The organism is Streptomyces sp. NPDC042371, from assembly GCF_056437465.1.
The window spans coordinates 287,813-307,645 of the sequence record NZ_JBWKAP010000008.1; the positions used below are offsets into that span (position 1 = coordinate 287,813).

The 19,833-nt window shown below is 67.3% G+C and carries 23 protein-coding genes and 1 pseudogene; 8 read left to right on the forward strand and 16 right to left on the reverse strand.

Going from position 1 to position 19,833, the window contains the following annotated elements; translation table 11 throughout:
- Positions 1–19: 19 nt before the first annotated feature.
- The 4 genes from AC068B_RS25475 to AC068B_RS25490 form a co-directional block, all read right to left on the reverse strand.
- The gene (locus AC068B_RS25475) at positions 20–1,912 is read right to left on the reverse strand and encodes a CheR family methyltransferase (RefSeq protein ID WP_478673956.1); all 1,893 of its coding nucleotides are present in this window, start codon (positions 1,910–1,912) and stop codon (positions 20–22) included.
- Positions 1,909–2,508, reverse strand: coding sequence for a chemotaxis protein CheB (locus tag AC068B_RS25480; protein WP_478673957.1), 600 nt, complete (start codon positions 2,506–2,508; stop codon positions 1,909–1,911). Before AC068B_RS25480 ends, AC068B_RS25475 begins: the two co-directional genes overlap by 4 nt.
- A gap of 121 nt (positions 2,509–2,629) precedes the next feature.
- Positions 2,630–4,531: a bifunctional metallophosphatase/5'-nucleotidase gene (locus tag AC068B_RS25485; protein WP_478673958.1), complete on the reverse strand. Its 1,902-nt coding sequence runs from the start codon at positions 4,529–4,531 to the stop codon at positions 2,630–2,632.
- A 103-nt stretch (positions 4,532–4,634) separates the two neighbouring features.
- Positions 4,635–6,260: a hypothetical protein gene (locus AC068B_RS25490; RefSeq protein WP_478673959.1), complete on the reverse strand. Its 1,626-nt coding sequence runs from the start codon at positions 6,258–6,260 to the stop codon at positions 4,635–4,637.
- A gap of 119 nt (positions 6,261–6,379) precedes the next feature.
- On the opposite strand from AC068B_RS25490, the gene AC068B_RS25495 reads away from it, so the two are divergent.
- The gene (locus AC068B_RS25495) at positions 6,380–6,541 is read left to right on the forward strand and encodes a hypothetical protein (RefSeq protein WP_478673960.1); all 162 of its coding nucleotides are present in this window, start codon (positions 6,380–6,382) and stop codon (positions 6,539–6,541) included.
- A 106-nt stretch (positions 6,542–6,647) separates the two neighbouring features.
- On the opposite strand, the gene AC068B_RS25500 is transcribed toward AC068B_RS25495, so the two are convergent.
- The 7 genes and pseudogenes from AC068B_RS25500 to AC068B_RS25530 all read right to left on the reverse strand — a co-directional run bounded on the left by AC068B_RS25500 (position 6,648) and on the right by AC068B_RS25530 (position 10,875).
- Positions 6,648–7,103 (reverse strand): hypothetical protein, encoded by a 456-nt coding sequence (locus AC068B_RS25500; protein ID WP_478673961.1) that lies wholly within the window; start codon positions 7,101–7,103, stop codon positions 6,648–6,650.
- A 129-nt stretch (positions 7,104–7,232) separates the two neighbouring features.
- A pseudogene (locus tag AC068B_RS25505) lies at positions 7,233–7,531 on the reverse strand (NUDIX hydrolase).
- Positions 7,532–7,544: 13 nt separating this feature from the next.
- Positions 7,545–7,775 carry a hypothetical protein gene (locus AC068B_RS25510; RefSeq protein WP_478673962.1) on the reverse strand — a complete coding sequence of 77 codons (231 nt, stop codon included), beginning with the start codon at positions 7,773–7,775 and terminating at the stop codon, positions 7,545–7,547.
- Between the two features lie 612 nt (positions 7,776–8,387).
- Positions 8,388–8,798, reverse strand: a complete 411-nt coding sequence (locus AC068B_RS25515; RefSeq protein WP_478673963.1) for a hypothetical protein — start codon at positions 8,796–8,798, stop codon at positions 8,388–8,390.
- A 197-nt stretch (positions 8,799–8,995) separates the two neighbouring features.
- Positions 8,996–9,331 (reverse strand): hypothetical protein, encoded by a 336-nt coding sequence (locus AC068B_RS25520; protein WP_478673964.1) that lies wholly within the window; start codon positions 9,329–9,331, stop codon positions 8,996–8,998.
- Positions 9,328–9,837 (reverse strand): DUF6232 family protein, encoded by a 510-nt coding sequence (locus AC068B_RS25525; protein ID WP_478673965.1) that lies wholly within the window; start codon positions 9,835–9,837, stop codon positions 9,328–9,330. The genes AC068B_RS25520 and AC068B_RS25525 overlap by 4 nt, the downstream gene beginning before the upstream one ends.
- Positions 9,838–10,398: 561 nt before the next feature.
- Positions 10,399–10,875, reverse strand: a complete 477-nt coding sequence (locus AC068B_RS25530; RefSeq protein WP_478673966.1) for an ArsI/CadI family heavy metal resistance metalloenzyme — start codon at positions 10,873–10,875, stop codon at positions 10,399–10,401.
- A gap of 79 nt (positions 10,876–10,954) precedes the next feature.
- Here AC068B_RS25530 and AC068B_RS25535 point away from each other — a divergent pair, with 79 nt between their 5' ends.
- Genes AC068B_RS25535 through AC068B_RS25550 form a run of 4 tightly spaced genes read left to right on the forward strand, consistent with a single transcriptional unit; the run spans position 10,955 to position 13,374 of the window.
- Positions 10,955–11,362 carry an ArsR/SmtB family transcription factor gene (locus tag AC068B_RS25535; RefSeq protein ID WP_478673967.1) on the forward strand — a complete coding sequence of 136 codons (408 nt, stop codon included), beginning with the start codon at positions 10,955–10,957 and terminating at the stop codon, positions 11,360–11,362.
- Positions 11,359–12,456 (forward strand): ACR3 family arsenite efflux transporter, encoded by a 1,098-nt coding sequence (gene arsB / locus AC068B_RS25540; protein ID WP_478673968.1) that lies wholly within the window; start codon positions 11,359–11,361, stop codon positions 12,454–12,456. Before AC068B_RS25535 ends, arsB begins: the two co-directional genes overlap by 4 nt.
- Positions 12,449–12,871 (forward strand): arsenate reductase ArsC, encoded by a 423-nt coding sequence (locus tag AC068B_RS25545; RefSeq protein WP_478673969.1) that lies wholly within the window; start codon positions 12,449–12,451, stop codon positions 12,869–12,871. Before arsB ends, AC068B_RS25545 begins: the two co-directional genes overlap by 8 nt.
- Positions 12,868–13,374 (forward strand): N-acetyltransferase family protein, encoded by a 507-nt coding sequence (locus AC068B_RS25550; protein ID WP_478673970.1) that lies wholly within the window; start codon positions 12,868–12,870, stop codon positions 13,372–13,374. The genes AC068B_RS25545 and AC068B_RS25550 overlap by 4 nt, the downstream gene beginning before the upstream one ends.
- A gap of 175 nt (positions 13,375–13,549) precedes the next feature.
- Here AC068B_RS25550 and AC068B_RS25555 read toward each other — a convergent pair whose 3' ends face one another.
- The 5 genes from AC068B_RS25555 to AC068B_RS25575 form a co-directional block, all read right to left on the reverse strand.
- Positions 13,550–13,936, reverse strand: a complete 387-nt coding sequence (locus AC068B_RS25555) for a hypothetical protein (protein WP_478673971.1) — start codon at positions 13,934–13,936, stop codon at positions 13,550–13,552.
- A gap of 482 nt (positions 13,937–14,418) precedes the next feature.
- Positions 14,419–14,661 carry a hypothetical protein gene (locus AC068B_RS25560; RefSeq protein ID WP_478673972.1) on the reverse strand — a complete coding sequence of 81 codons (243 nt, stop codon included), beginning with the start codon at positions 14,659–14,661 and terminating at the stop codon, positions 14,419–14,421.
- A 1,059-nt stretch (positions 14,662–15,720) separates the two neighbouring features.
- Positions 15,721–16,125 carry a hypothetical protein gene (locus AC068B_RS25565; protein WP_478673973.1) on the reverse strand — a complete coding sequence of 135 codons (405 nt, stop codon included), beginning with the start codon at positions 16,123–16,125 and terminating at the stop codon, positions 15,721–15,723.
- Positions 16,119–16,550, reverse strand: a complete 432-nt coding sequence (locus AC068B_RS25570) for an ATP-binding protein (protein WP_478673974.1) — start codon at positions 16,548–16,550, stop codon at positions 16,119–16,121. The genes AC068B_RS25565 and AC068B_RS25570 overlap by 7 nt, the downstream gene beginning before the upstream one ends.
- Positions 16,551–16,596: 46 nt before the next feature.
- Positions 16,597–17,004 carry an NUDIX hydrolase gene (locus tag AC068B_RS25575; RefSeq protein WP_478674171.1) on the reverse strand — a complete coding sequence of 136 codons (408 nt, stop codon included), beginning with the start codon at positions 17,002–17,004 and terminating at the stop codon, positions 16,597–16,599.
- A gap of 107 nt (positions 17,005–17,111) precedes the next feature.
- Between AC068B_RS25575 and AC068B_RS25580 the strand changes: the two genes are divergently transcribed.
- The 3 genes from AC068B_RS25580 to AC068B_RS25590 all read left to right on the forward strand — a co-directional run bounded on the left by AC068B_RS25580 (position 17,112) and on the right by AC068B_RS25590 (position 19,791).
- On the forward strand, positions 17,112–17,897 hold the full coding sequence (locus AC068B_RS25580; RefSeq protein WP_478673975.1) for a GntR family transcriptional regulator: 786 nt from the start codon (positions 17,112–17,114) through the stop codon (positions 17,895–17,897).
- A gap of 164 nt (positions 17,898–18,061) precedes the next feature.
- The gene (locus AC068B_RS25585; RefSeq protein WP_478673976.1) at positions 18,062–18,418 is read left to right on the forward strand and encodes an SCO3933 family regulatory protein; all 357 of its coding nucleotides are present in this window, start codon (positions 18,062–18,064) and stop codon (positions 18,416–18,418) included.
- Positions 18,418–19,791 carry an FtsK/SpoIIIE domain-containing protein gene (locus tag AC068B_RS25590; RefSeq protein WP_478673977.1) on the forward strand — a complete coding sequence of 458 codons (1,374 nt, stop codon included), beginning with the start codon at positions 18,418–18,420 and terminating at the stop codon, positions 19,789–19,791. The genes AC068B_RS25585 and AC068B_RS25590 overlap by 1 nt, the downstream gene beginning before the upstream one ends.
- Positions 19,792–19,833: the final 42 nt, after the last annotated feature.

The window sequence follows — 19,833 nt, forward strand, 5'->3', positions numbered from 1 at the left end:
GAAGCGTACGCCCGCCGGGTCATTCGGTGGAGGGGATTCGGCTCTCTTCCATCATGAGGACGACCCCGCCGTTGTGCCCGTCGAACGGGGAGCAGAAGACGTCGCATGTGATGGGCCGCCCGATCCTGCTCAGGGCGTGCACAGGGATGGGCCCGGTGCGCTTGCGGTTCTTCAGGCACTCCTGCACCAGAGGCTTCAGCTTGTCCGTCGGCAGCCCGAAGTCCAGGTCGAAGAAGGTCTCGTTGACCACTTCGTCGCTGCGCAGGCCCCACAGGTCGACGGCGCCCCGGTTCCAGCTCTTGACCCTCAGCTTGTTGTCCAGCACGACGACGCCCGCCGCGATGCTGGTCAGTACGGCCTCCAGGAACGCCCTGGCCTCGTCCAGCTCCTCGGTGCGGATGCGCATCTCGTCATTCATGGTCTCCAGTTCCTCGTTGCCGGACTGGAGCTCTTCGTTGGTGGTCTCCAGCTCCTCGTTCGTGGACTGGAGTTCCTCGTTGGTCGTCTCGAGCTCTTCGATGCTGGACTGGAGCTCTTCGTTGGTGGTCTCCAACTCCTCGTTGGTCGACTGGAGTTCCTCGTACGCCGTCTCGAGGTCCTCGCGCACGCGCTTGACCTCGGCCTTCAGTCGCGTGGCCACGGTGACGTCGGTGAACGAGATCGTGGTCGCGACATGCAGGCCGTTGGGCCCGGCAAGCGGCTGGATGAGGATGTCGAGGTACTGGACCTCCTCGCCGACCCGCCGCTCCACCCGGTTGACCCGCAGCGTCCGGCGCTCGTGGGTGGCCTGGTCGATCAGGGAGCGCAGCTCGACCGGCCGGTAGGAGATCTCCAGATCCTGGAAGGGACGGCCCACGTCGCCGGAGCTCAGTCCGAACTGGATCCGCGCCTGACTGTTGATCACCACGACGGCGCCGTCGCCGTCGATCGCGATCCAAGGCATCGGCCCCGCGTCGAGGACCAGGTCGCGCAGCTGCCGGGTGCGGGCCACGGAGTGCAGCTCGAGCCCCGAGCTGCTCCTGACCTTCAGGGGCGCGGGCTGGTAGGGCAGCCCGGCCTCGCCGGTGCGGCGCCGGAAGACCCGCTGCCGCATGTCGGCCACTTCGAACCGGTCGGCGTCGTTCAGCAGCATCTCGGCCTTGCCGAGGAAGAGGAAGCCGCCCTGGCGCAGCGCGAAGTGGAAGCGGTCGACGATCTGCGTCTGGGCCTCGACGTTGAAGTACATCAGCGTGTTCCGGCAGATCAGCAGGTCGAGCCGGGAGATCGGGGCGTCGCGGGTGATGTCGTGCCGCCCGAAGATCACCCGGCGCCGAAGGTCGGGGCGGAAGATGAGCCGCGCGCCGTTCTGCTCGAAGTACTTGTCCCGCAGCTCCGTGCTGAGCGGCTCCAGTGCCTTCGTCGGGTACAGGCCCGACCGGGCCTCGCGCAGCGCCTCCTCGTCCACGTCGGTGGCGTAGATCTTGACGCGGCGCAGACACTCCTCGATGCCGAGCGCCTCCGCGAACATGATGGCCAGTGAGTACGCCTCCTCACCGCTTGAGCAGCCGGCGCTCCACACCCGGATCTCCTGGTCGGGCGCGAGGTCCGCGATCAGCTCGGGGACGACCTCGTGCTGGAGGAAGGTCCAGGCGTCCGGGTCCCGGAAGAAGGAGGTGACGTTGATGAGGATGGTGTTGAAGAGAGCGCTGAATTCCTCGGCGCTGGTCTCCAGGAGGTCCTGGTAGTCCTGGTAGGACTCGATGCCGACGTCGGACATCCGCTTGTGGATGCGCCGCCCCAGGGTGGAACGCTTGTACCCGGTGAAGTCGAACCCGCGCGCCTCCCTGATGAAGAGCAGCAGCTCTTCCAGGGCTTCATTGGGCTCCGCTTTCTGAGGTTCTTTGCGAGGTTCTTTACGCGTTTCGTTCATCATTGCCCCGTGGCATCGAGAAGGCCGCGGACGACTGCCGCGATCTCCTCAAGAGGTAGCACGAAATCCACCGCGCCCGTGTTCACGGCGGCCTGGGGCATTCCGGAGAACTCCGCGGTCCGCGGATCCTCGGCGATCACGGTGCCGCCGCGCGAGTGCACGGCCTCCACGCCCATCGCCCCGTCCAGGCCGGTCCCGGTCAGCACGCAGGCGATGGCCCGGGGCCCGTAGGCCGCGGCGACCGATTCGAAGAGGAGGTCGGCGGAGGGGCGCACGAAGTGGACCAGCTCGGCGTCGGACAGGGTCAGGTCGCCGTCCGCCCCGATGAGCAGGTGCCGCCCGGGGGGCGCGATGTGGACGGTGCCGGGGATCGGTTTCTCCCCGGCCTCCGCGAGTACGACAGGAAGGTCCGTGCGTCGCGAGAGGACGTCGGCGATCACGGTCCGGTGCCGTGGATCGAGGTGCTGGACCACGAGCACCGGCACCGGGAACTCGGGGCCCAGGCCGCCCAGCAGTTCGCTCAGCCCTTGGATGCCACCCGCGGACGAGGCGACAGCGACGATGGCGTAGGGGCCCGCGGTGGGCTGGTCGGCCGACACGGTCCGAGCCTATCGGAGCTTCGTCCGTCGGGTGAGGGGGGAAAGTGGCCTTTGCATATGCCAAGAGGCCTTTTCGGCCGCCCACGCACCCGGCGTACCCGGCTCACTCCCCTGTCCCGCCCTACTCGGCGAGGAACGTGATCCGGCCGGGGGCGGGCGGGTCGAGGGGAGCGTCCGGAGCGGAGTTGTTCTCCAGGTAGTGCACCAGCGCGTCGAGGTCGGTCACCGAGCCGCCGTCGCGCTCCGTCCCCTTGGTGAACGTGGTGAAGCCGTTGCCCCCATTGGCGAGGAAGTCGTTGACGGTCACGCGGTACTTCCCGGTGGGCCGCACGCGCTCGCCCTTCACCTGCACGGTCTCGGTCAGGAGCCGCTCGGCACCGGACCGCCCCATGTCGACGGAGTACTTGAGCGCGGAGGACAACTGCAGGAACCGCGGTTCCTGGGCATTGGCACCGGAGAACTGCTCCCGCAGCGCGGTGAGGAGCTGGTCACCGGTGAGGGTCATGGTGACGAGAGGAGTCCCGAAGGGCTGGGTACGAAACGCATCAGCGAAGGTGACAGCCCCATCCCCCTTACGGACGAGGTCGGCGCGCATGCCGCCCGGGTTGAGGAGGGCCAGCTCGGCACGCTCGCCCAGGGTGGCCTCCGTCTGCGCGTCGGCGAGCAGACTGCCGAGCGGGGTCTCCTTCTCCTTGGAGCCACGACCTGGCATGTCGGCGGAGATGTGCCCGACGGTCCGGTCGGCGACCTTGGCGGACCGCGCGCGCCAGGTCTCGATGAGCTTGCGCATCGCGGACTGCTTGGCCCCGTCGGCAGGCACGACCCGATTCCGCGCTTTCACGGACGCCCGCACGACATCACCGCTGTCCCCATCCACCCGGAACCGCAGATCGGTGAAGGACCGCCCGAAGGAATCGGCCTGGGTCACGGAGCGGGGCGCACCGGCGGGATCGGTGACCGTGCACTCGTACGAGTCGTGAGAGTGCCCGCTGACAATGACATCCACCGCACTGGGCGTCCGCTCGGCGATCTCCTTGATCCGCCCCCGGAGCCGCGCCCCGGGCCCGCCGTCATCACAGTCCCCGCGCCCGGCGACCCCGTTCGCGGCCTCCCCTTCATGCACGAGCAACACCTGAGCCGCGACGCCGAGCCGCGCCAACTCCGCGGAGTACCGCTTCACCACAGGAACTTCCTCGTGAAACTCGACGTCACGAACCTGCGAGGCATTGATCGCCTGAGGCGCATCCTTGGTGACAACCCCGATGAACCCGACCCGCTGCCCACCGGGCAAGGTCTTGACGGCATACGGCTTGAGCAGCGGCTCGCTGCCCCCCGCGCGAGTCACGTTGGCGGCGAGATACGGAAAGTCGGCCCCGTCGTACTTTCCCCCGGGCGCACACCCGTCCTCCGGATGACACCCACCCTTGGCCATCCGCTCCAGCTCCCGCGGCCCTTCGTCGAACTCGTGATTCCCGACGGAACTGACATCGAGCCCGAGCCGCTCCAGAGCCTGAACGGTCGGCTCGTCATGGAACAGCGCGGACAGCAGCGGGCTCCCCCCGATCATGTCCCCCGCGGCAACGGTCAAAGAGTTCCGCTGCCCGCGCCGCGCCTCCCCGACCAACTTGGCCATCTGCGCAAGCCCCCCGGCCTGCACGCCACTGTCCTTGCCGTCGCCGTTCTTGCCGTCGCCGTTCTTGCCTTCGCCGCGCTGGACGCGTCCAGCGGGGCCCTCGACGGGGTCGAGATTCCCGTGGAGGTCGTTGAGGGCGAGGAGTTGGACGGGGGTGTCGGGGCGGGGCGCGGCGGAGCTTGCGGCGGAGGCCCCGGGAGCACTGAGGGCGAGCCCTGCGGTGACGGCGACTGCGGCGCAGGAGAGGGCGGTTCGCTTGAGTGCGGTGTGCTTGAGCGCGGTGTGCTTGAGCGCGGTGTGCTTGAGCGCGGTGGGCTTGGAGGACGTGGCGGGGGGCGTGGTGCGGGACGTGGTGCGGGCCGAGGGAACACCCGAAGCGGATTGAGTCACGCCCCGAAGCTACGAACCCCCGAATCGAACACATGCGGGACACGCCAGGGGGCGTGGGTTGTCCCCCGTACGCCTGGCGAGAGTGCGGCGGAGAGGCCCATTGCTAGGCCTCGGCGTCGAGGTCGAGCGCCTCCGCATCGACCGCGAGATAGGTGTCCGCGGTCGCCGCCTCCAAGAACCCGTCCTCTCCCGGACGCGTGAGCTGGGGTGCCCGGTCGATGAGGTGCAGCCAGTAGGCGCTCGATCCCTCCCTGAACCCGGCGCGCACAGAGCGGAGTTGCTCGTCCCGCTGCTCCCGCCGGACCGCGCGCACATACTCCTGGGTCTCAAGAATCCTGTTCTCGTATGCGCGGTCGCTCACCACCGGTCGGGACATCGGCTCGGCTTCACCGTCTGTGGTCCACAGCCTGCGAGGCAATTCGACTGTGTATCCAGGCCGCTCCTCCCGGACCCGGGCGGCGACGCGGCGCTCCGACTCGGCCAGCGCACGGCACGCCCCGTACAGACGACGGGACATACCCAACATGAGGTCCGTTCCCGGCAGCCTCGCCGCGAGCATGTCCAGGCCGTGCCGCTGCCTGATGGCCTCGTCCCCGGATCCCGGCGCGATGGTGCGGCGCAGCGCGGCCGTGGCGCCGTCGCTCTCCAGCAGCCGGAGCCCACCCCGTCGCTGCGTCACGGGTCCTTCTTCCGGTCTGCCGACGGGCGTGACGCGCAACCGCTCCCGGGGCAGCGACGCCAGTGCAAGGTAGGTCAGCACGCGCGACCGGGCGAGTTCCAGGAGAGCCTCGTCGTCCTGTTCCAGCGCTTGCTCGTCCGCGTCGTCCGTGGAGGCGCCACCGGCGCCCTCGACGTCGATCATCATGAACAGGCGCCGTTCCAGGCTGGTGCCGCAGAGCACTTTCGTGTGCGGCGCGGGCACCAGAGGGCCGACGTCCAGCTGTTGCGCCCCCTTGACACGCGCACGTAGGCCGAGCCGACGACTCCCTTTCGCCTCGACCAACCAGAGCTCGGCGGCGGTCGGATGGGTGCCGAACAGGTCCGGCAGACTGCGTGTATCGGCCCAGCCGGGCGCCGCGCCCTGTGGCACTGCGCTTTCGGCATGCGTGGTGGGGCCGAGCCCCATCATGCGGCAGGCCCACTCGGCCATCGTCATGCCGACGTGGTAGCCGAATGCGGTGCGGGTCGAGCTCTCCGTCCCGTGCGAGTAGACGACGCTCGGCACGACTTCGCCCCCGGACCGGACGAGATAGGCCGAGAGCGGATACCGACGCGCCATGATTTCGCGCCGGGCGAGGCGGGGCGTGGCGGCGATCCAAGGGGTGATGTCCCGCCCCACGGTGGTCGTGGCGTCGAGGAGAGCACGCCACGTCGTGCTGACCAGATACGCGCCGTCCGCCGGGATGCCGGGGCTCTTGGGCCAGGGTTTGAGGGCCGAGGCCACCTCCGGGGGAGAGGGACGTGGCGCAGGGGTCAGCGGGGAGCTGTGACGGAGGAACACGGGCACATCGAAGGCGTCGGGCGCGGATATCGGGACGTCCACGCCCCCGGCTCCCACAGGCGGCTGCATGCGCTCACTGTGCCACCGGTCCTGTGCCGCACGCGGCGGAATCCGGTGCGGCAGTCGCTGCCGCCAGGCCTGCCACGGATCGAGCTCGGCGTCGGGCAGGGCCCGGCCCACGGCGACAGGTCCCGGAACCGAAAGGCAGGAGGCAGACTCCTGGACCATGGCGAACAGCGGACTGTGGGTCGGCGTCCTCACCGCGTTGACCGCGCTCGGAGCCAGCTGCGTCACCGCGCGGGCGACCTCGCGCGCTGCGCTGGCCCAAGTCGGAGCACGTACACCAGATGGCCCGCCGCGTACAGCCGCGGCTCAAGGAACTCATAGGCAACGACAGCCCCGACCGAAGGCACGCCTACGACGCCGCGTTCGTGGACTTTCGGGACGCGTACGTCACGTTCATCGGCCTGGCGAGACAGGCGTTGCAGGTCGAGGAAGAAGAAGGGTGACTGGCGCAAGGCGGAACCTTCAGCGACCGGACCCTGGTGTGGGTCCGGCCTGAATCTCCTGTTGCACACGGCCCAGCCGGGCCCCGCGGGCGGCCTTGCGGCCGGATCAGCAGGTGGAGCTGCGGACCTTGGCGAAGGCGTTGTTGGCGACCTTCACGTAGATGGTCTTCTTGTTCTTGCGGTTGTAGTTCCTCGAGAAGTCACGGCCCGGGGTGAGCTGGAAGTCGACCTTGAAGCAGCGCCCCTTCTTCACCTGGAAGACGTCCCAGTCCTGACTGCCCTTGGTCCGCTCCCCGGCCTTGAGCCAGTTCCTCTTCTGGTTGTTGCAGGTCGGCTTCTTGGTGGTGTAACTGCCGGTGCTCCCACTGCTCTTGCACCAGTTCTTCAGGGCGTAGAAGCCCTTCCCGCTGTCGTTCCAGGTCTGCGAGCACAGGGGCGGACTGCACGAACTGCCCGCGCTCGCATCGGGCGCCGGGCCCGCCAGAGTGGCGGCGGTCGCGATCGCCACCACGGCGGCCGCGGTTTTGACGTGCTTGAGTACGGGCTTCGAGGACACGCTCACGTTCTTCCCCCTTGTACGGTGACCGGCCCTCATGGACCGGTAGGCCCGACGTTAAGGCGGTCGCGAGGGCCGTCACCAGGACTTTCGGGCGGGGCCGAAACTCGGCCGACCGAGAGGCCGAGCTCCTGGTCAGACGAGGTTCACGCCGTCGTGGGCGCGGACGGCCGGTGGGGAGGCCCCGTCGCGGTGGGCTCGCGGCGGAAGACCAGGGAGACGACCAGGCCCGTCATGTTCTTGTAGACGCCGGTGAGGGTCGCGGGGAGCGCGATCGAGATGCCGGTCTCTTCGAGGACTTCGCGGCGCAAGGCCTCGGGGATGGTCTCGTCGCGTTCGAGGACCCCGCCCGGGGGCTCCCAGTGGCCGTTGTCGCGACGCTGGATCAGGAGGGCCCGGCCCTGCTCGTCGACGATGACTCCGGAGACGCTCACGGAGTGCGGGCGGTCACTGCTCACGGAGTCCTCGGCCGTCGCCCGGGACCGTGCGGATCCAGGCGCGGAGTTTCCAGCAGGTCACCACGGGGCCCAGCAGCATCGCGAGCATCCACAGGGCCACGCTCGCAGGGGAGATCAGGTAGTACTCCCAGCGTGCCGGAAGCAGGGTGGGGGCGGCGATCGCCAGGACGAGGGCGAGCCACGTGCCCAGCGTCGTGAGGATGGCTTTCGAGATGATCACGGCCGTCCGCAACGGTTCCCCCTCGTCTCCGTGTCCGCCGGTCCTGGGGGCGCCGATCCGCTCGATCCGGTGCGGTTGGGGTGCGGAGCCAACCGACCATAGCTGACGGCCGATCACCGTCGCGCCGGGTGTCAGTGCCGATGGCTATCGTCTCTGGCGCGCGGTCGGCTTCCGGGGGTTCCAGCTCTGAGGGGAATGGTTGCATCCCTGGCCTGTCTGGGGGCGGCCCGGAGACTCGTCCGGGACCTAACCGACGGCTGGGCTTCGTCGATGGCCAAGCAGTGACCTGCCAGCGCCGACCGCGCACCACCTCTGGCCCGCTCCCAGGTGACTACCTACTGACCTTCAAAGCGTGGTGTGGTGCGAGCGTCGGGTGTTTGGGGAGCGGCTTCGGACTGAGTCGGCCGAGCGATTCGCGCGCGACGACGACACCCCGACACCCGTCGTCGTCGCTCATGACCTGCGGGTGAGTGTTCGCTCGGTGCAACGCTGGCGGAGAGCGTGGGCCGGGGTGGGACGCGGGCTCTTGCATCGAAGGGACCGGCGTCCCTGCCGCTGCTGAGCGATGACCTTTTCACAGTCCTGAAAAGGGAGTTGGGAACCTGAAGTCGCTCAGCGGTAATCTGGGTCTGGGGATCGTCCGGTGCCGCGGCAAGACCGGCACTTCACGAACCACTGCCCAGCGCCTCGGAATTGGCCTGCGCCATTGCAGGCCACGCATCGTCGGCGGTTTCGCACCGCCGCCTTCGCCGTCTTCTTCGCTTCCTTCGCCGCCTCCTTCGCCCTGTCTTCGGCCGCCCACTCATTGACCCACTGGTTAATTCGCTTCCAAAGCGAAGGACTCTCGAGCCGCTTCAGCGTCTGGACGTACCCACGGCGGGCGGTTGCTAGATCACGCAGCGTCTCCAGGCTCTGGCGAGTGCTCGGCATGCTGCGTACCTGCGTCTCGAGTTCGCCGATGCGCGCGAGTTTGCCTAGGCAGTAACGGATCTGCTCTGCGGGTGTGAGATTCTCGAATGCCATGGTCTGGGCACTTCCAAGCGGGCTGCGGGGGTCAAGACAGGTCGTCGGCTAGTTCAACCAGGGCCACACGCGCCGCAATGGTCAGGCACAGTAAGCCCGGTGCGGATGACACGACAACGGCGAATCTCAGCAAGCCCCAGAGACACGCCGTCCACAGCGCCACGCTTTGAAGGTCGGTAAGCCCTACGCGCGCCGTTTTACGAAGCGCCCAGCACCGCCTTGATGGCGTTGATCACTGGGACTCCCGCCTCTCCGATGACTGTTGCAACTCCAGCCACCCGTTGGAGCGCCCCGCTAAATCGCTCCCTGGATGGATTCGAGTTGATTTCCTCCATAGCAGCGTCCATCTCTGCCTGACCGCCCTCCCCCAGGTGCCGCCTCAGCGCCTGGACTTCCCGGAGGAGATTCTCGATCGCCAATTGCCCTGAAACTGAACCATCGATCTTTCCTCCAGCCACAATGTCTCCGGAGCCGCTGTGCTCAGCCTTCCCGATACTCCCAGGCCCGTACTGCTGAATGTGGTCGCCGCTCATGAGGTGCCGATGTTGCCGGAGCCGCTGTGCCAAGCCTTGCCGATGCTCCCAGCCCCGTACTGATTGATGGTGTCCCTGGACGGTTCGTGCAGGTGATAATTCAGCTGCGCGATATCCGGGTGGCCGATAGCCTTCGTGATCTCTTGGACGAGGTACTCGATTTCCCTGGGGTCCAGAGACCACACGGCCTCGTGCTGGACGCCGGCAGTGTTGATGATCAGGCCGTACAAGGGTGGTTTGCTGAGGGCCGCAACGAGGCGCCAGATCAGCAGCGCCTCCACGGCGAGCCATAAGATCCCCTCGCCGGTCCCTAGGTAGGCCAGCGCACTACCGAATATCAACCAGAGGAGCGTACGCAGGATGAACTTCTTCCAGGTTGCCCTTTTGTCGACTTCCGCAATTCGCTGACCAACGTGGGAGATGGTGCGCAGTGGATAGGCTTCACCCGCCACCCACAGCACGCCTTCTTCCACCCGTACCTGGACTTCTATCGTTCCACTCGCCATAACCCCTCTCCCCCTACCTACCATTTGATGTCAGCGGCGAAATCTGACGACACAATGCACAGTAAGGCGAGTGGCGCAATATAGATATATTTTAACGATTATTCACCCGGACGAGTCATTACGGAAATGGCACTTCTGTATTTTTTCTTGTCGATTTGTTGGCGGTGGGGGTGGCGGTGGGGGTGGGGTGAGGTAGGTGGTGAGGCAGTCGGCCCTTGTTCCTCCCGTGTCCCGGTCGTGGCTGTGCGGGTGACCTCTCCGCTCGGCGCCGCTTCGAACTCATCCGTCGTCAGTAAGCCCTCATGCAAGGTGAGTTGACCGACACGGGTCTGATGCGAAGGAGGTGAGTGATGGCTGGCAAGAAGAGAACCGGTGGCAGCTCCGGGGGTAGGGCCCGGAGCGCCGACACCGGCCGGTACGTGACCAAGAGCTATGCGAAAGCTCACCCGCGTACCACGGTGATAGAGACTCCGACGAGGCATTCCGGTAAGAAGTGACCTCTTGAAGTCCAAATCAGGGGGTGTCGCTTCAGGGCAACCCTCGAAACCGCAGCGCGGTGTGTCAGCGGCAGTTGCAGCCCACGCGCGCGCTCTGCGGATCGGCGCCCTGCTCCTCGCTGGCGCAGCAGCCGTAGCCACTGCCATCGGCTTGGGCGCTCTTGCCGAGGGTGTCGGCGTCGGCCTTGACGACGTAGACCTCCCAGGGCTCCTGGCCGGGGCCGTGGACCCAGACCTTGTCCTGGAGGGCGTAGCAGCAGGAGGTGTCGTTCTCCTCGAACGTCGCCAGTCCCGCGTCCTTGAGGCGGCCGGTGGCCGCGGTGACCTGGTCGGTGGACTCGACCTCGACGCCGAGGTGGTCAAGGCGGGTGTCCTGCCCCGGCTCGCCCTCGATGAGTACGAGCTTGAGCGGGGGCTCGGTGATGGCGAAGTTGGCGTAGCCCTCGCGCCGCTTGGCCGGTTCGGTGCCGAACAGCTTCGAGTAGAAGGTGATCGACGCTTCCAAGTCGCTGACGCGCAGGGCGAGCTGAGCACGGGACATGGCGGTACTCCCATTCGCTTGCATTGATGGCTTTCGATGCAACATTGCGCCCTGGATCTAAGGGTGTCAATATAGAGGAATGTCGAATCAAGAGCTTGTGGTGCTGGGGCAGGCCAGTGGGGCCGACGCGTGCTGCCCGGGGCTGCTGACCGCCCCGCTGGACGAGGAACAGGCCGTTGACCTGGCGAAGGTCTTCAAGGCGCTCGGCGACCCGGTGCGCTTGCGGCTGCTGTCGATGATCGCTTCGCAGGCGGGCGGGGAGGTCTGCGTGTGCGACCTGACCCCGGCCTTCGACCTGTCGCAGCCGACGATCTCGCATCACCTCAAGCTGCTGCGGCAGGCCGGTCTGATCGAATGCGAGCGGCGCGGCACATGGGTCTACTACTGGCTGCTGCCGGAGATGACCGACCGCCTCGCGGGCATCCTGACCCGCCCCGCCGGAGCTCCGCTGCCCGACCACGGTGAGACGGCCGGTGCTGCCTCGTGAGCGCTGCCGCACCTGAACAGAGCGTGGCCGGGCGGTTGTCGTTCCTGGACCGCTATCTGGCCGTGTGGATCCTCGCGGCGATGGCGGTGGGCCTCGGCCTGGGCCGCCTGGTCCCGGGGCTGGGGGACGCGTTGGCCACCGTGACGGTGAGCGGGGTGTCCCTGCCGATCGCGCTGGGCCTGCTCGTGATGATGTATCCGGTGCTGGCCAAGGTCCGTTACGACCGGCTCGACACCGTGACCCGGGACCGGCGCCTGCTGCTGCCTTCGCTGCTGCTGAACTGGATCATCGGCCCGGCCCTGATGTTCGCCCTGGCGTGGCTGTTCCTGCCGGAGCTGCCCGAGTACCGCACCGGCCTGATCATCGTCGGCCTGGCCCGCTGCATCGCCATGGTCATCATCTGGAACGACCTCGCCTGCGGACACCGGGAAGCGGCCGCCGTCCTCGTCGCGCTCAACTCGGTTTTCCAGGTGCTCGCGTTCTCCGCGCTCGGCTGGTTCTACCTCCAGGTGCTGCCCGGCTGGCTCGGACTGGAACAGACCGGACTCGACGTGTCCGTGTGGGAGATCGCCCGCAGCGTCCTGATCTTCCTCGGTATCCCGCTCGCGGCCGGATACCTGACCCGCCGCATCGGCGAGAAGACCAAGGGCCGCGCCTGGTACGAGGCGCAACTGATGCCGCGCATCGGCCCGTTCGCCCTGTACGGGCTGCTGTTCACCATCGTCATCCTCTTCGCCCTCCAGGGCGACGCCATCACCAACCAGCCGCTGGACGTGGTCCGCATCGCGCTGCCGCTACTGGTCTACTTCGCGCTCATGTGGGCCGGATCGATGCTGCTGGGCAAGGCCGTCGGCCTCGACTACCCGCGTACCACCACGCTCGCCTTCACCGCCGCGGGCAACAACTTCGAGCTGGCCATCGCCGTGGCCATCGCCACCTTCGGCGCCTCCTCAGGACAGGCCCTGGCCGGTGTCGTCGGCCCGCTCATCGAAGTGCCGGTCCTGATCGGCCTGGTCTACGTGGCCTTGTACGCGCGCCGCTACTTCACGACCCCAGCCACCGCCGCGCCGCAGGAAGAGCCCACCCATGCCTGACACCCCGCAGCAGCCGTCGGTGCTGTTCGTCTGCGTTCACAACGCCGGGCGCTCACAGATGGCGGCGGCCTTCCTCACCCACCTCGCCGGGGACCGCGTCCAGGTCCGGTCCGCCGGATCCGCCCCGGCCGACACGGTCAACCCGGCCGTGGTCGAGGCCCTCGCCGAGGTCGGCATCGACATCACCGCCCAAGTGCCCAAGATCCTCACCGTGGAAGCCGTCCAGGCGTCCGATGTCGTCATCACGATGGGCTGCGGCGACGCCTGCCCCGTCTTCCCGGGCAAGCGCTACCTCGACTGGCAACTGCCCGACCCGGCAGGCCAAGGAGCCGATGCCGTCCGCCCCATCCGCGACGCGATCGAACAACGCATCCGCGCCCTGATAGACGACATCGCACCGGAGGCCCGCGCATGACCGGCACCCGGGGCGTTCGCATCGAGCCGCTGCGGCGCGAGCATGCCGACGATGTGTTGCAGATCTACCAACTCGGGATCGATGAAGGGAACGCCACCTTCGAGACCGTTGCCCCCACCTGGTCGGCCTTCGACGTCGCCAAACTGCCCGGTCAACGACACGTCGCCCTCGACCGCGACGGCATCGTGCTCGGCTGGACCGCCGCATCCGCGGTCTCGGACCGGTGCGCGTATGCCGGGGTGGTCGAGCACTCCGTGTACGTCCACCCCGATGTCCGCGGCCGGGGCGTTGCCGCCGCCCTGCTCGGGGCTCTCATCACCTCGACGGAGACGGCGGGCATCTGGACGATCCAGTCCGGCATCTTCCCCGAGAACACCGCCAGTCTCGCCCTTCACCGCAAGCTCGGCTTCCGCGAGATCGGCACCCGCGAACGCATCGGCCGACATCACGGAACCTGGCGGGACGTCGTCATGATCGAACGGCGGAGTTCGGTCATCGTGTGACCGTGGGTTGCGTGAGTCGGGCGCTCGATTCATGACCCCCGGGCCAATCCATGTGTGGGCGGGCTAACGACTCCGCATGGCATGAGTTCAGGGTTCTGGTGGTCTGGCGAGAGGCAAGAACACCACTGGGCGGACCGTCCACGTCACGCGCATGCCTGGCTCGGAGACACGCGCCTCACTTTTCCCCCGGCGGGATCAGGCGATCCGCGCTCTCTGCGTCGTCCACGTGGCCGTGGGCGTCGACCGTGATCGGGGTCGCCCGTCCTTTGGCGGTGACCAGCCAGGCCAGCACCTGCTCGGTCAGCGGTCCGTTGCCGGGTCCCTCGTCCTTCCAGTACGCGTGCCAGCCGCCCCCGGGGATGGCGGCGGCCACCTGGTCGGCCTGCTCCAGGTGCGAGAAGTCCGGGTAGCCCGTGACCGGTAGGCGGGTACCGCGCTGAGGATCGACCACGAGGGCCACGCCCGTCGCCTCGTCCCAGGCGTCCACGTGCACCGTTCGGCCGGTCATGGTCTCCGTGCCAGTGAATACTGCGAGCCAGCCCGTCTTGTTGAAATAGCGCATGTGGAGATGGTGCGGCAGCTCGGGAAGAGGCCGACTCCTGCTGGCAGGCGCCCGCCAGCAGGAGGGGGCTGACGGCGTGGGGCGGCGCAGCACCAGGCTCCGTTCAAGGGCGCCGGATTGGCCCGGGACATCCAGGCAGCAAAAAACCCCCGGGCCAATGACCTGGGGGCCTGAGACAAGAGCGGGTGACGAGAATCGAACTCGCACTCTCAGCTTGGGAAGCTCGGGTGATCTAGCGGGATTTGGGTGTCTGACCTGCGGCGGAGTGGACTGACGGCCGCCGACGCTGACGGCCCGTTGCCCCGCCGTTCCCCGTGGTTCCCCGCCCAACCTGGCACGGGTCTGGCACGACCTGAGTGGTGAGGTAGCCGACCCTTGTCGCACCCCGGGTCCCGGCCTTTACCGTGCGGACGACCTCACCACGCAACAGGTTATGCCTTCTGAACCGCAGCTTGATTAGAACGATCAGCTACGGCTAAGAGTCACCCTGGTTGATGTACTGCATTGAGCTGTAGTGCGCGATGGCCGCCATGGGTTCGGTATTGCAGCCAGCCATCCAGGACCTGAATGGCGATAAGGATGATCACAGCGATCACCAGCCATGTCGCTTGGCGCAAGATCGCAGACATGGTGTCGCCGTTGATCACGCAGCCCAGAATGGCGGCAATCAAGATCAAATGGCGGTTGCGACTGTCAGTGCCATGTGCGAGAGTGCGAGACATCATGCCTCCGCTTCGGCGGAGCGCATTCCGAGCCAGGGGTGACGCCATAGTTCTCCTTCGGTTCGTCGACGGGGCGCCCTGACTTCTTCGCGGGAGGCGGGCGCTTCGGTCGTTTTGGGTGTCAGCAACGCTATCGCACGACGCTGACAGGAATCCTCAACGGTCGGACACCGAGCGGGAGTTGCCTCGGTGCTGGCCGACCGTCGCCAATGTTGTTCCACCACTATCCACAGCCCCGCAACTTTTTCCGGCGAAACTCCGGAGTAGATGAACGCTCGGGCGTGTGAATGGATCTAGCGAGAATGCGCTGACGTGCAGCTTTTCGTATTTGATCTGGTGACGAAGGTCACATTCGACTCGGTGTTTTAACCCCCGTTTGTTGAACACCTTGCATTGTCGGTGCCGCCCCTTATACTGGTTGGTTTGCCTAATTCGGTGGCGTGTGAGGTTTGGTGATCACTCGGGATTGTCGGTGCTGCGCCTTATACTGAAAGCTTTTTCTCGGAGCGTTTGCCAGCCCCTACAGTCCTACGGCACGACACTGACAAATAAGGGGCCCCATTCCGCTTGGAGTTCTGAGCCGGTAGGCCACAGGCCGCCCTGAACCCGGTCTGTACTCCTGCACCCACCACTTTCCTCAGCTCCCATCCCGTCCGCCGTCGACCCACACACCGTGGAGCGGGCGTGGTGCATGGCGTCCAGGTGGAGCGCGCCACTGTACGAACGACCTGGACGCCATGGGCCTCGTCTGCTCGGCTTTGCCTGGGTCGATGGTGGACGGGATGGGAGCCCCCTCGCACGCCACGATGTGCCCGCAGTCGCGTACGGTGCCCCCTCCATCCCAGAGCCAGAGCGCCCCCGCCGGAGGCATTGCTTTTGCCCCTAGGCCGATGCGTCAGGTGATCGCCGGTTGGCCCCGGTCCTATCCGTGTGTGGGCGGGCGTCGGCGCAGCCGGGGCGGAGCGGGCCGAAGGCAGGAGCGGCAGCCCCGAGCGGAGCCGTGAGCCCGCCCGGCGGCGCGGAGCGGCGCCGGGTGCTTGAACAAGTAGAGAAAGTTGTAACTCAGTCGGGTCCGTGGGGCTTGGAGTCCAAGTGGGCTCCGCATGGCATGAGTTCAGGCTTCTGGTGGTCCGCGAGCGGTAGGAAGAGTACTGGGCGGATCGTCCACGTCACGCGCATGCCTGCGTAGGTCACTGAGAGCGTGCGGGGTTCGGCGTTGAGGAGGGCTCGTCTGGTGTCGATGCGGCTTTCGTAGAGCCAGTCCCACGTATCCGTGGGGGCGTCCGGGGTGAGTTCCTTCGTGATGACCCGGAGTGCTGTGGGGAGCCAGCCATCCGCCTGGGCTGCTGAGTAGGCGCCGAAGGCTGTCGTCACCGTCGGGTGGTCCGGAGTCGTGAGGTCCTCCGCCCAGCACTCGCACCAGAAACCGCGGTGGAGATCGGCAGCGCTCACATCGGTGTTCAGCATGAGTGCCCACCTGGAGGTTGTGAGTCCGTGAAGAGCTCCGCCGTCACCGTGTGGCCGTCGTCGGTGTTCCGCACCACCACCCGGTGGGCCAGCGCGCTGACCATGCCCAAGCCCCGCCCATGGGTCGCTTCCTCACCTGAGTGCGCGGCCTTCGGAGCGGTATCAGCGTCCCCGCCATCCGTGATCGACAGCGCGATGACCTGGGCGGAGACCTCCAGCGCCAGATGGAAGCTGCCCGCTGGCCGGCCACTCGCCGTGTGCAGGATCGCGTTCGCACTCAGCTCGCTCACGATCAGCTCGGCGTCCTCCGCCAGCGGCGAGCCCCGCAGGATGTCCCGCGTCCAGCGTCGGGCCCGGCTGACCTCTTCTGGGAAACCTGGGCAAGTGAGGCCCCAGACTCGGGTAGTGCTCGTATACTCGTGCATACAAGTTCCTTCGTGCTGGTAGGCCGCCATGTGCAGCGGGTTCGAGCTAGACGAGTTTCACGCCGTCGTGGGCGCGGATGGCCGGTGGGGAAGCCGCGTCGAGTGCGTCCAGGACACGGATTGCGTATGCCTCGTCGGCGAGTTCGGTGACCTCGTCGCGGGTGGCCCAGCGCAGAGCGCGGGTCTCGTCGCCGGTAGTGGGCGTACCGTCGGCGGCCTCACAGCGGAAGACCATGGAGACGATCAAGCCCGTCATGTTCTTGTAGATGCCGGTGAGGGTCGCCGGAAGCACGATCTTGATTCCGGTCTCTTCGAGGACCTCGCGTTGCAAGGCCTCGGGGATGGTCTCCTCGCGTTCGAGGATTCCGCCCGGGGGCTCCCACTTGCCGTTGTCCCGGCGCTTGATCAGGAGGGCACGATCCTGATCGTCGACGATGACTCCGGCAACGCTCACGGAGTGCGGACGGTCAGTGCTCACGGTCCTCGACCCTCTCGGATGGCTAGGCTTTCCACCGTAGCAACAACACTCGCCCACTCGTCTAGATACCTAAAGGAGTACACGTGACGTCACTCCCGAGCCTGCTCGGCGATATCGACCCCACGAGCGATCGTGCGGTCTTTCGACAGATTGCCGACCACCTGCGCGAGGCCATCGACCGTGGGCGATTCAAGGAGGGCGCGAAGCTGCCCTCCGAAGCCGAGCTTGTCGAGCATTACGGCGTTTCCCGGATGACCGTCCGGAACTCCTTCTCCGTCCTCACGGGCGAGGGCCTGGTCCACGCCGAACACGGCAAGGGCGTCTTCGTCCGGCCACGGCCGCCCGTCCGACGCCTGGCCTCCGACCGCTTCGCCCGGCGCCACCGCGAGCAAGGCAAGTCCGCCTTCATCGTCGAGGCCGACGCTGCGGGCAGTCATCCCCAGGTCGACAGCCTGGAGGTCAAGGAAGAGAAGGCCAGTCAGGACATCTCCACCCGCCTCGGCTCTGTACGGCGCGTGCTCGCTCGTCGGCGCCGGTACCTGCTCGACGGCCGCCCGGTCGAGTTCGCCACCTCCTACCTCCCGCTCGACATCGCGCGCGGTACGCAGATCGCCGAGCCCAACCCCGGCCCCGGCGGCATCTACGCCCGCCTCGAAGAGCTGGGGCATCACCTCGACCACTTCGAGGAGGAGATCCGGGCTCGGATGCCCGCCCCGGCAGAAGTACGGACGCTCCGGCTGGCCTCTGGTGTGCCTGTGATCCACCTGATCCGCACCGCGTATGACACCGAGGGGCGGGCCGTGGAGGTCTGCGACACCGTCATGGCGGCGGACGCCTACGTCCTGTCGTACCAGCTCCCGGCCACGTGAGGGCCTGACGGCCGTGGCGCGCGGGGGTCCGCTTCCCGAACTCGTATGCTCCAACAGGCCTACTCGTATAGACGAGTGGGCAAGTTGTGTGGCAACGTGGTCGCCGTTCCCGGAGATCGGGTTCGAAGGCTGCATCTTGTATAGACGAGTAGATGGGAAGAACCTTGCGAACCATTCGCGTGGAGACCTCGGCCGCGACGATCCTGCTCACTGAGGCGCCCGAGCCCAAGGTCCGCGACCGGCAGACCGGTGAGATCGCCAAGGACGTGAACAGCGGCGAAGCGCTGATGACGATCGGCGTCGTCTACATCGAGGAGGGGGAGTCGTCCCTGATCAAGGTGACCATCCCGGAGAGCGGAGTGTCCGACGGGCTGACGCTCGGTGCGCCGGTCTCGCTCCCGGGGCTCGTGGCCCGGCCGTGGGAAAGCGTCTTCAACGGCCAGCAGCGCCACGGCATCGCCTACCGCTGCGCCGCCGTCACTCCGGCCGCCTTCCCGGCCGCCATGGAGGCCTCGGCCTGATGACCGATCTGGCAACGCTTCTGGAGGTGGGTGGTCCTGTCGCCGCGCTCGGCGGCGGGGCTGCCTACACCCGGGCCAAGCACCCGGGGGCTTACTGGTCTGCGGTCGGCCTGCCGACGTCCACGGCCCGACTGTTCAGCTCGTACGGCTCGGTCATGGAGGCCTGCGGCCTGACCGTGACGCCGTCCCGGCTGCGGGCCCTGGCGGTCAAGGCCACCCGTGGGGAGGTTCGGCCCGTACCGCCTCGTCGCGGGATCATCCGCCCGACCACGACCGGGTTACGGCTCCGTCTGCGGCTGGCACCGGGCCAGGAACCCGCCGACGTGGCCGCCTCCGCCGAACGCCTGCGGCACGCCTGGGGAGTGCACGCCGTCTACGTGACGACGGTCAAGCCTGGCGTGATCGAACTGCGACTCGTCGGCTACGACGTGCTGCGCAAGGTCCGTATGCCGCGCAAAGCGGTGGGCGGGTTCCTGCAAGTGCCCGTAGCGCTGCGGGAGGACGCGACGCCCTTCATACGTGACTACCGCGTCGTTCCTCACGGCCTCAGCCTCGGCGCCACCCTGTCGGGCAAGTCCATGTACCTGCGGCATCTCGTTGCCGGACTCGCGCGGCAGTCCGTCGCCCTGGTCGGCATCGACTGCAAGCGCGGTGTGGAGCTGGCGCCCTTCGCCCCGCGGCTGTCGGCGCTGGCCACCGACCCCGAGCAGGCCGCCGAGTTGCTGCCCGTGCTCATCAAGGAGATGGAGGACCGGTACGACCTGATCAAGGCACGTCAGAGGATCGCACCGGGCACGCCGAACGAGGAGATCACCTCCGACATCTGGGGGCTTCCCGAGCAGCAACGGCCCGTTCCCGTGGTGCTGTTCGTCGATGAGGTGGCGGAACTCTTCCTCGTAGCTTCGAGGAAGGAGGAAGAGCGGCGGGACGAGATGGTCACTCAGCTCATCCGGCTTGCCCAACTCGGCCGCGCGGCCGGTATCTACCTGGAGGTGTGCGGGCAGCGATTCGGTGCCGAGCTCGGCAAGGGCGCCACGATGCTCCGAGCCCAGTTGACCGGTCGCGTCTGCCACCGCGTGAACGACGAAGCCTCCGCGAAAATGGCGCTCGGCGACATCGCCCCCGAAGCGGTCTCCGCCGCCTGCGCCATCCCTGCCGAACAGCCCGGTCTCGCCGTCGCCGGTGATTCCTCCGGTGGCTGGTCCCGTATCCGTACGCCGTATCTCTCGCTGACAGACGCCGCCGAGACCTGCCGCGCGTCGGCGCACCTGGTCCCCGACCTTCCGGCGCTGAAGCCTTTCCGGCCCTCCGTTCCCGTGCAGCCGGTCGAGCCCCCGGCCCCGGTCGTGCAGCCGCGACCGATCACCGGCTGAGCCGTACCTTCCCACTCCGGTCGGCGTGACCGTCTCGCGCCA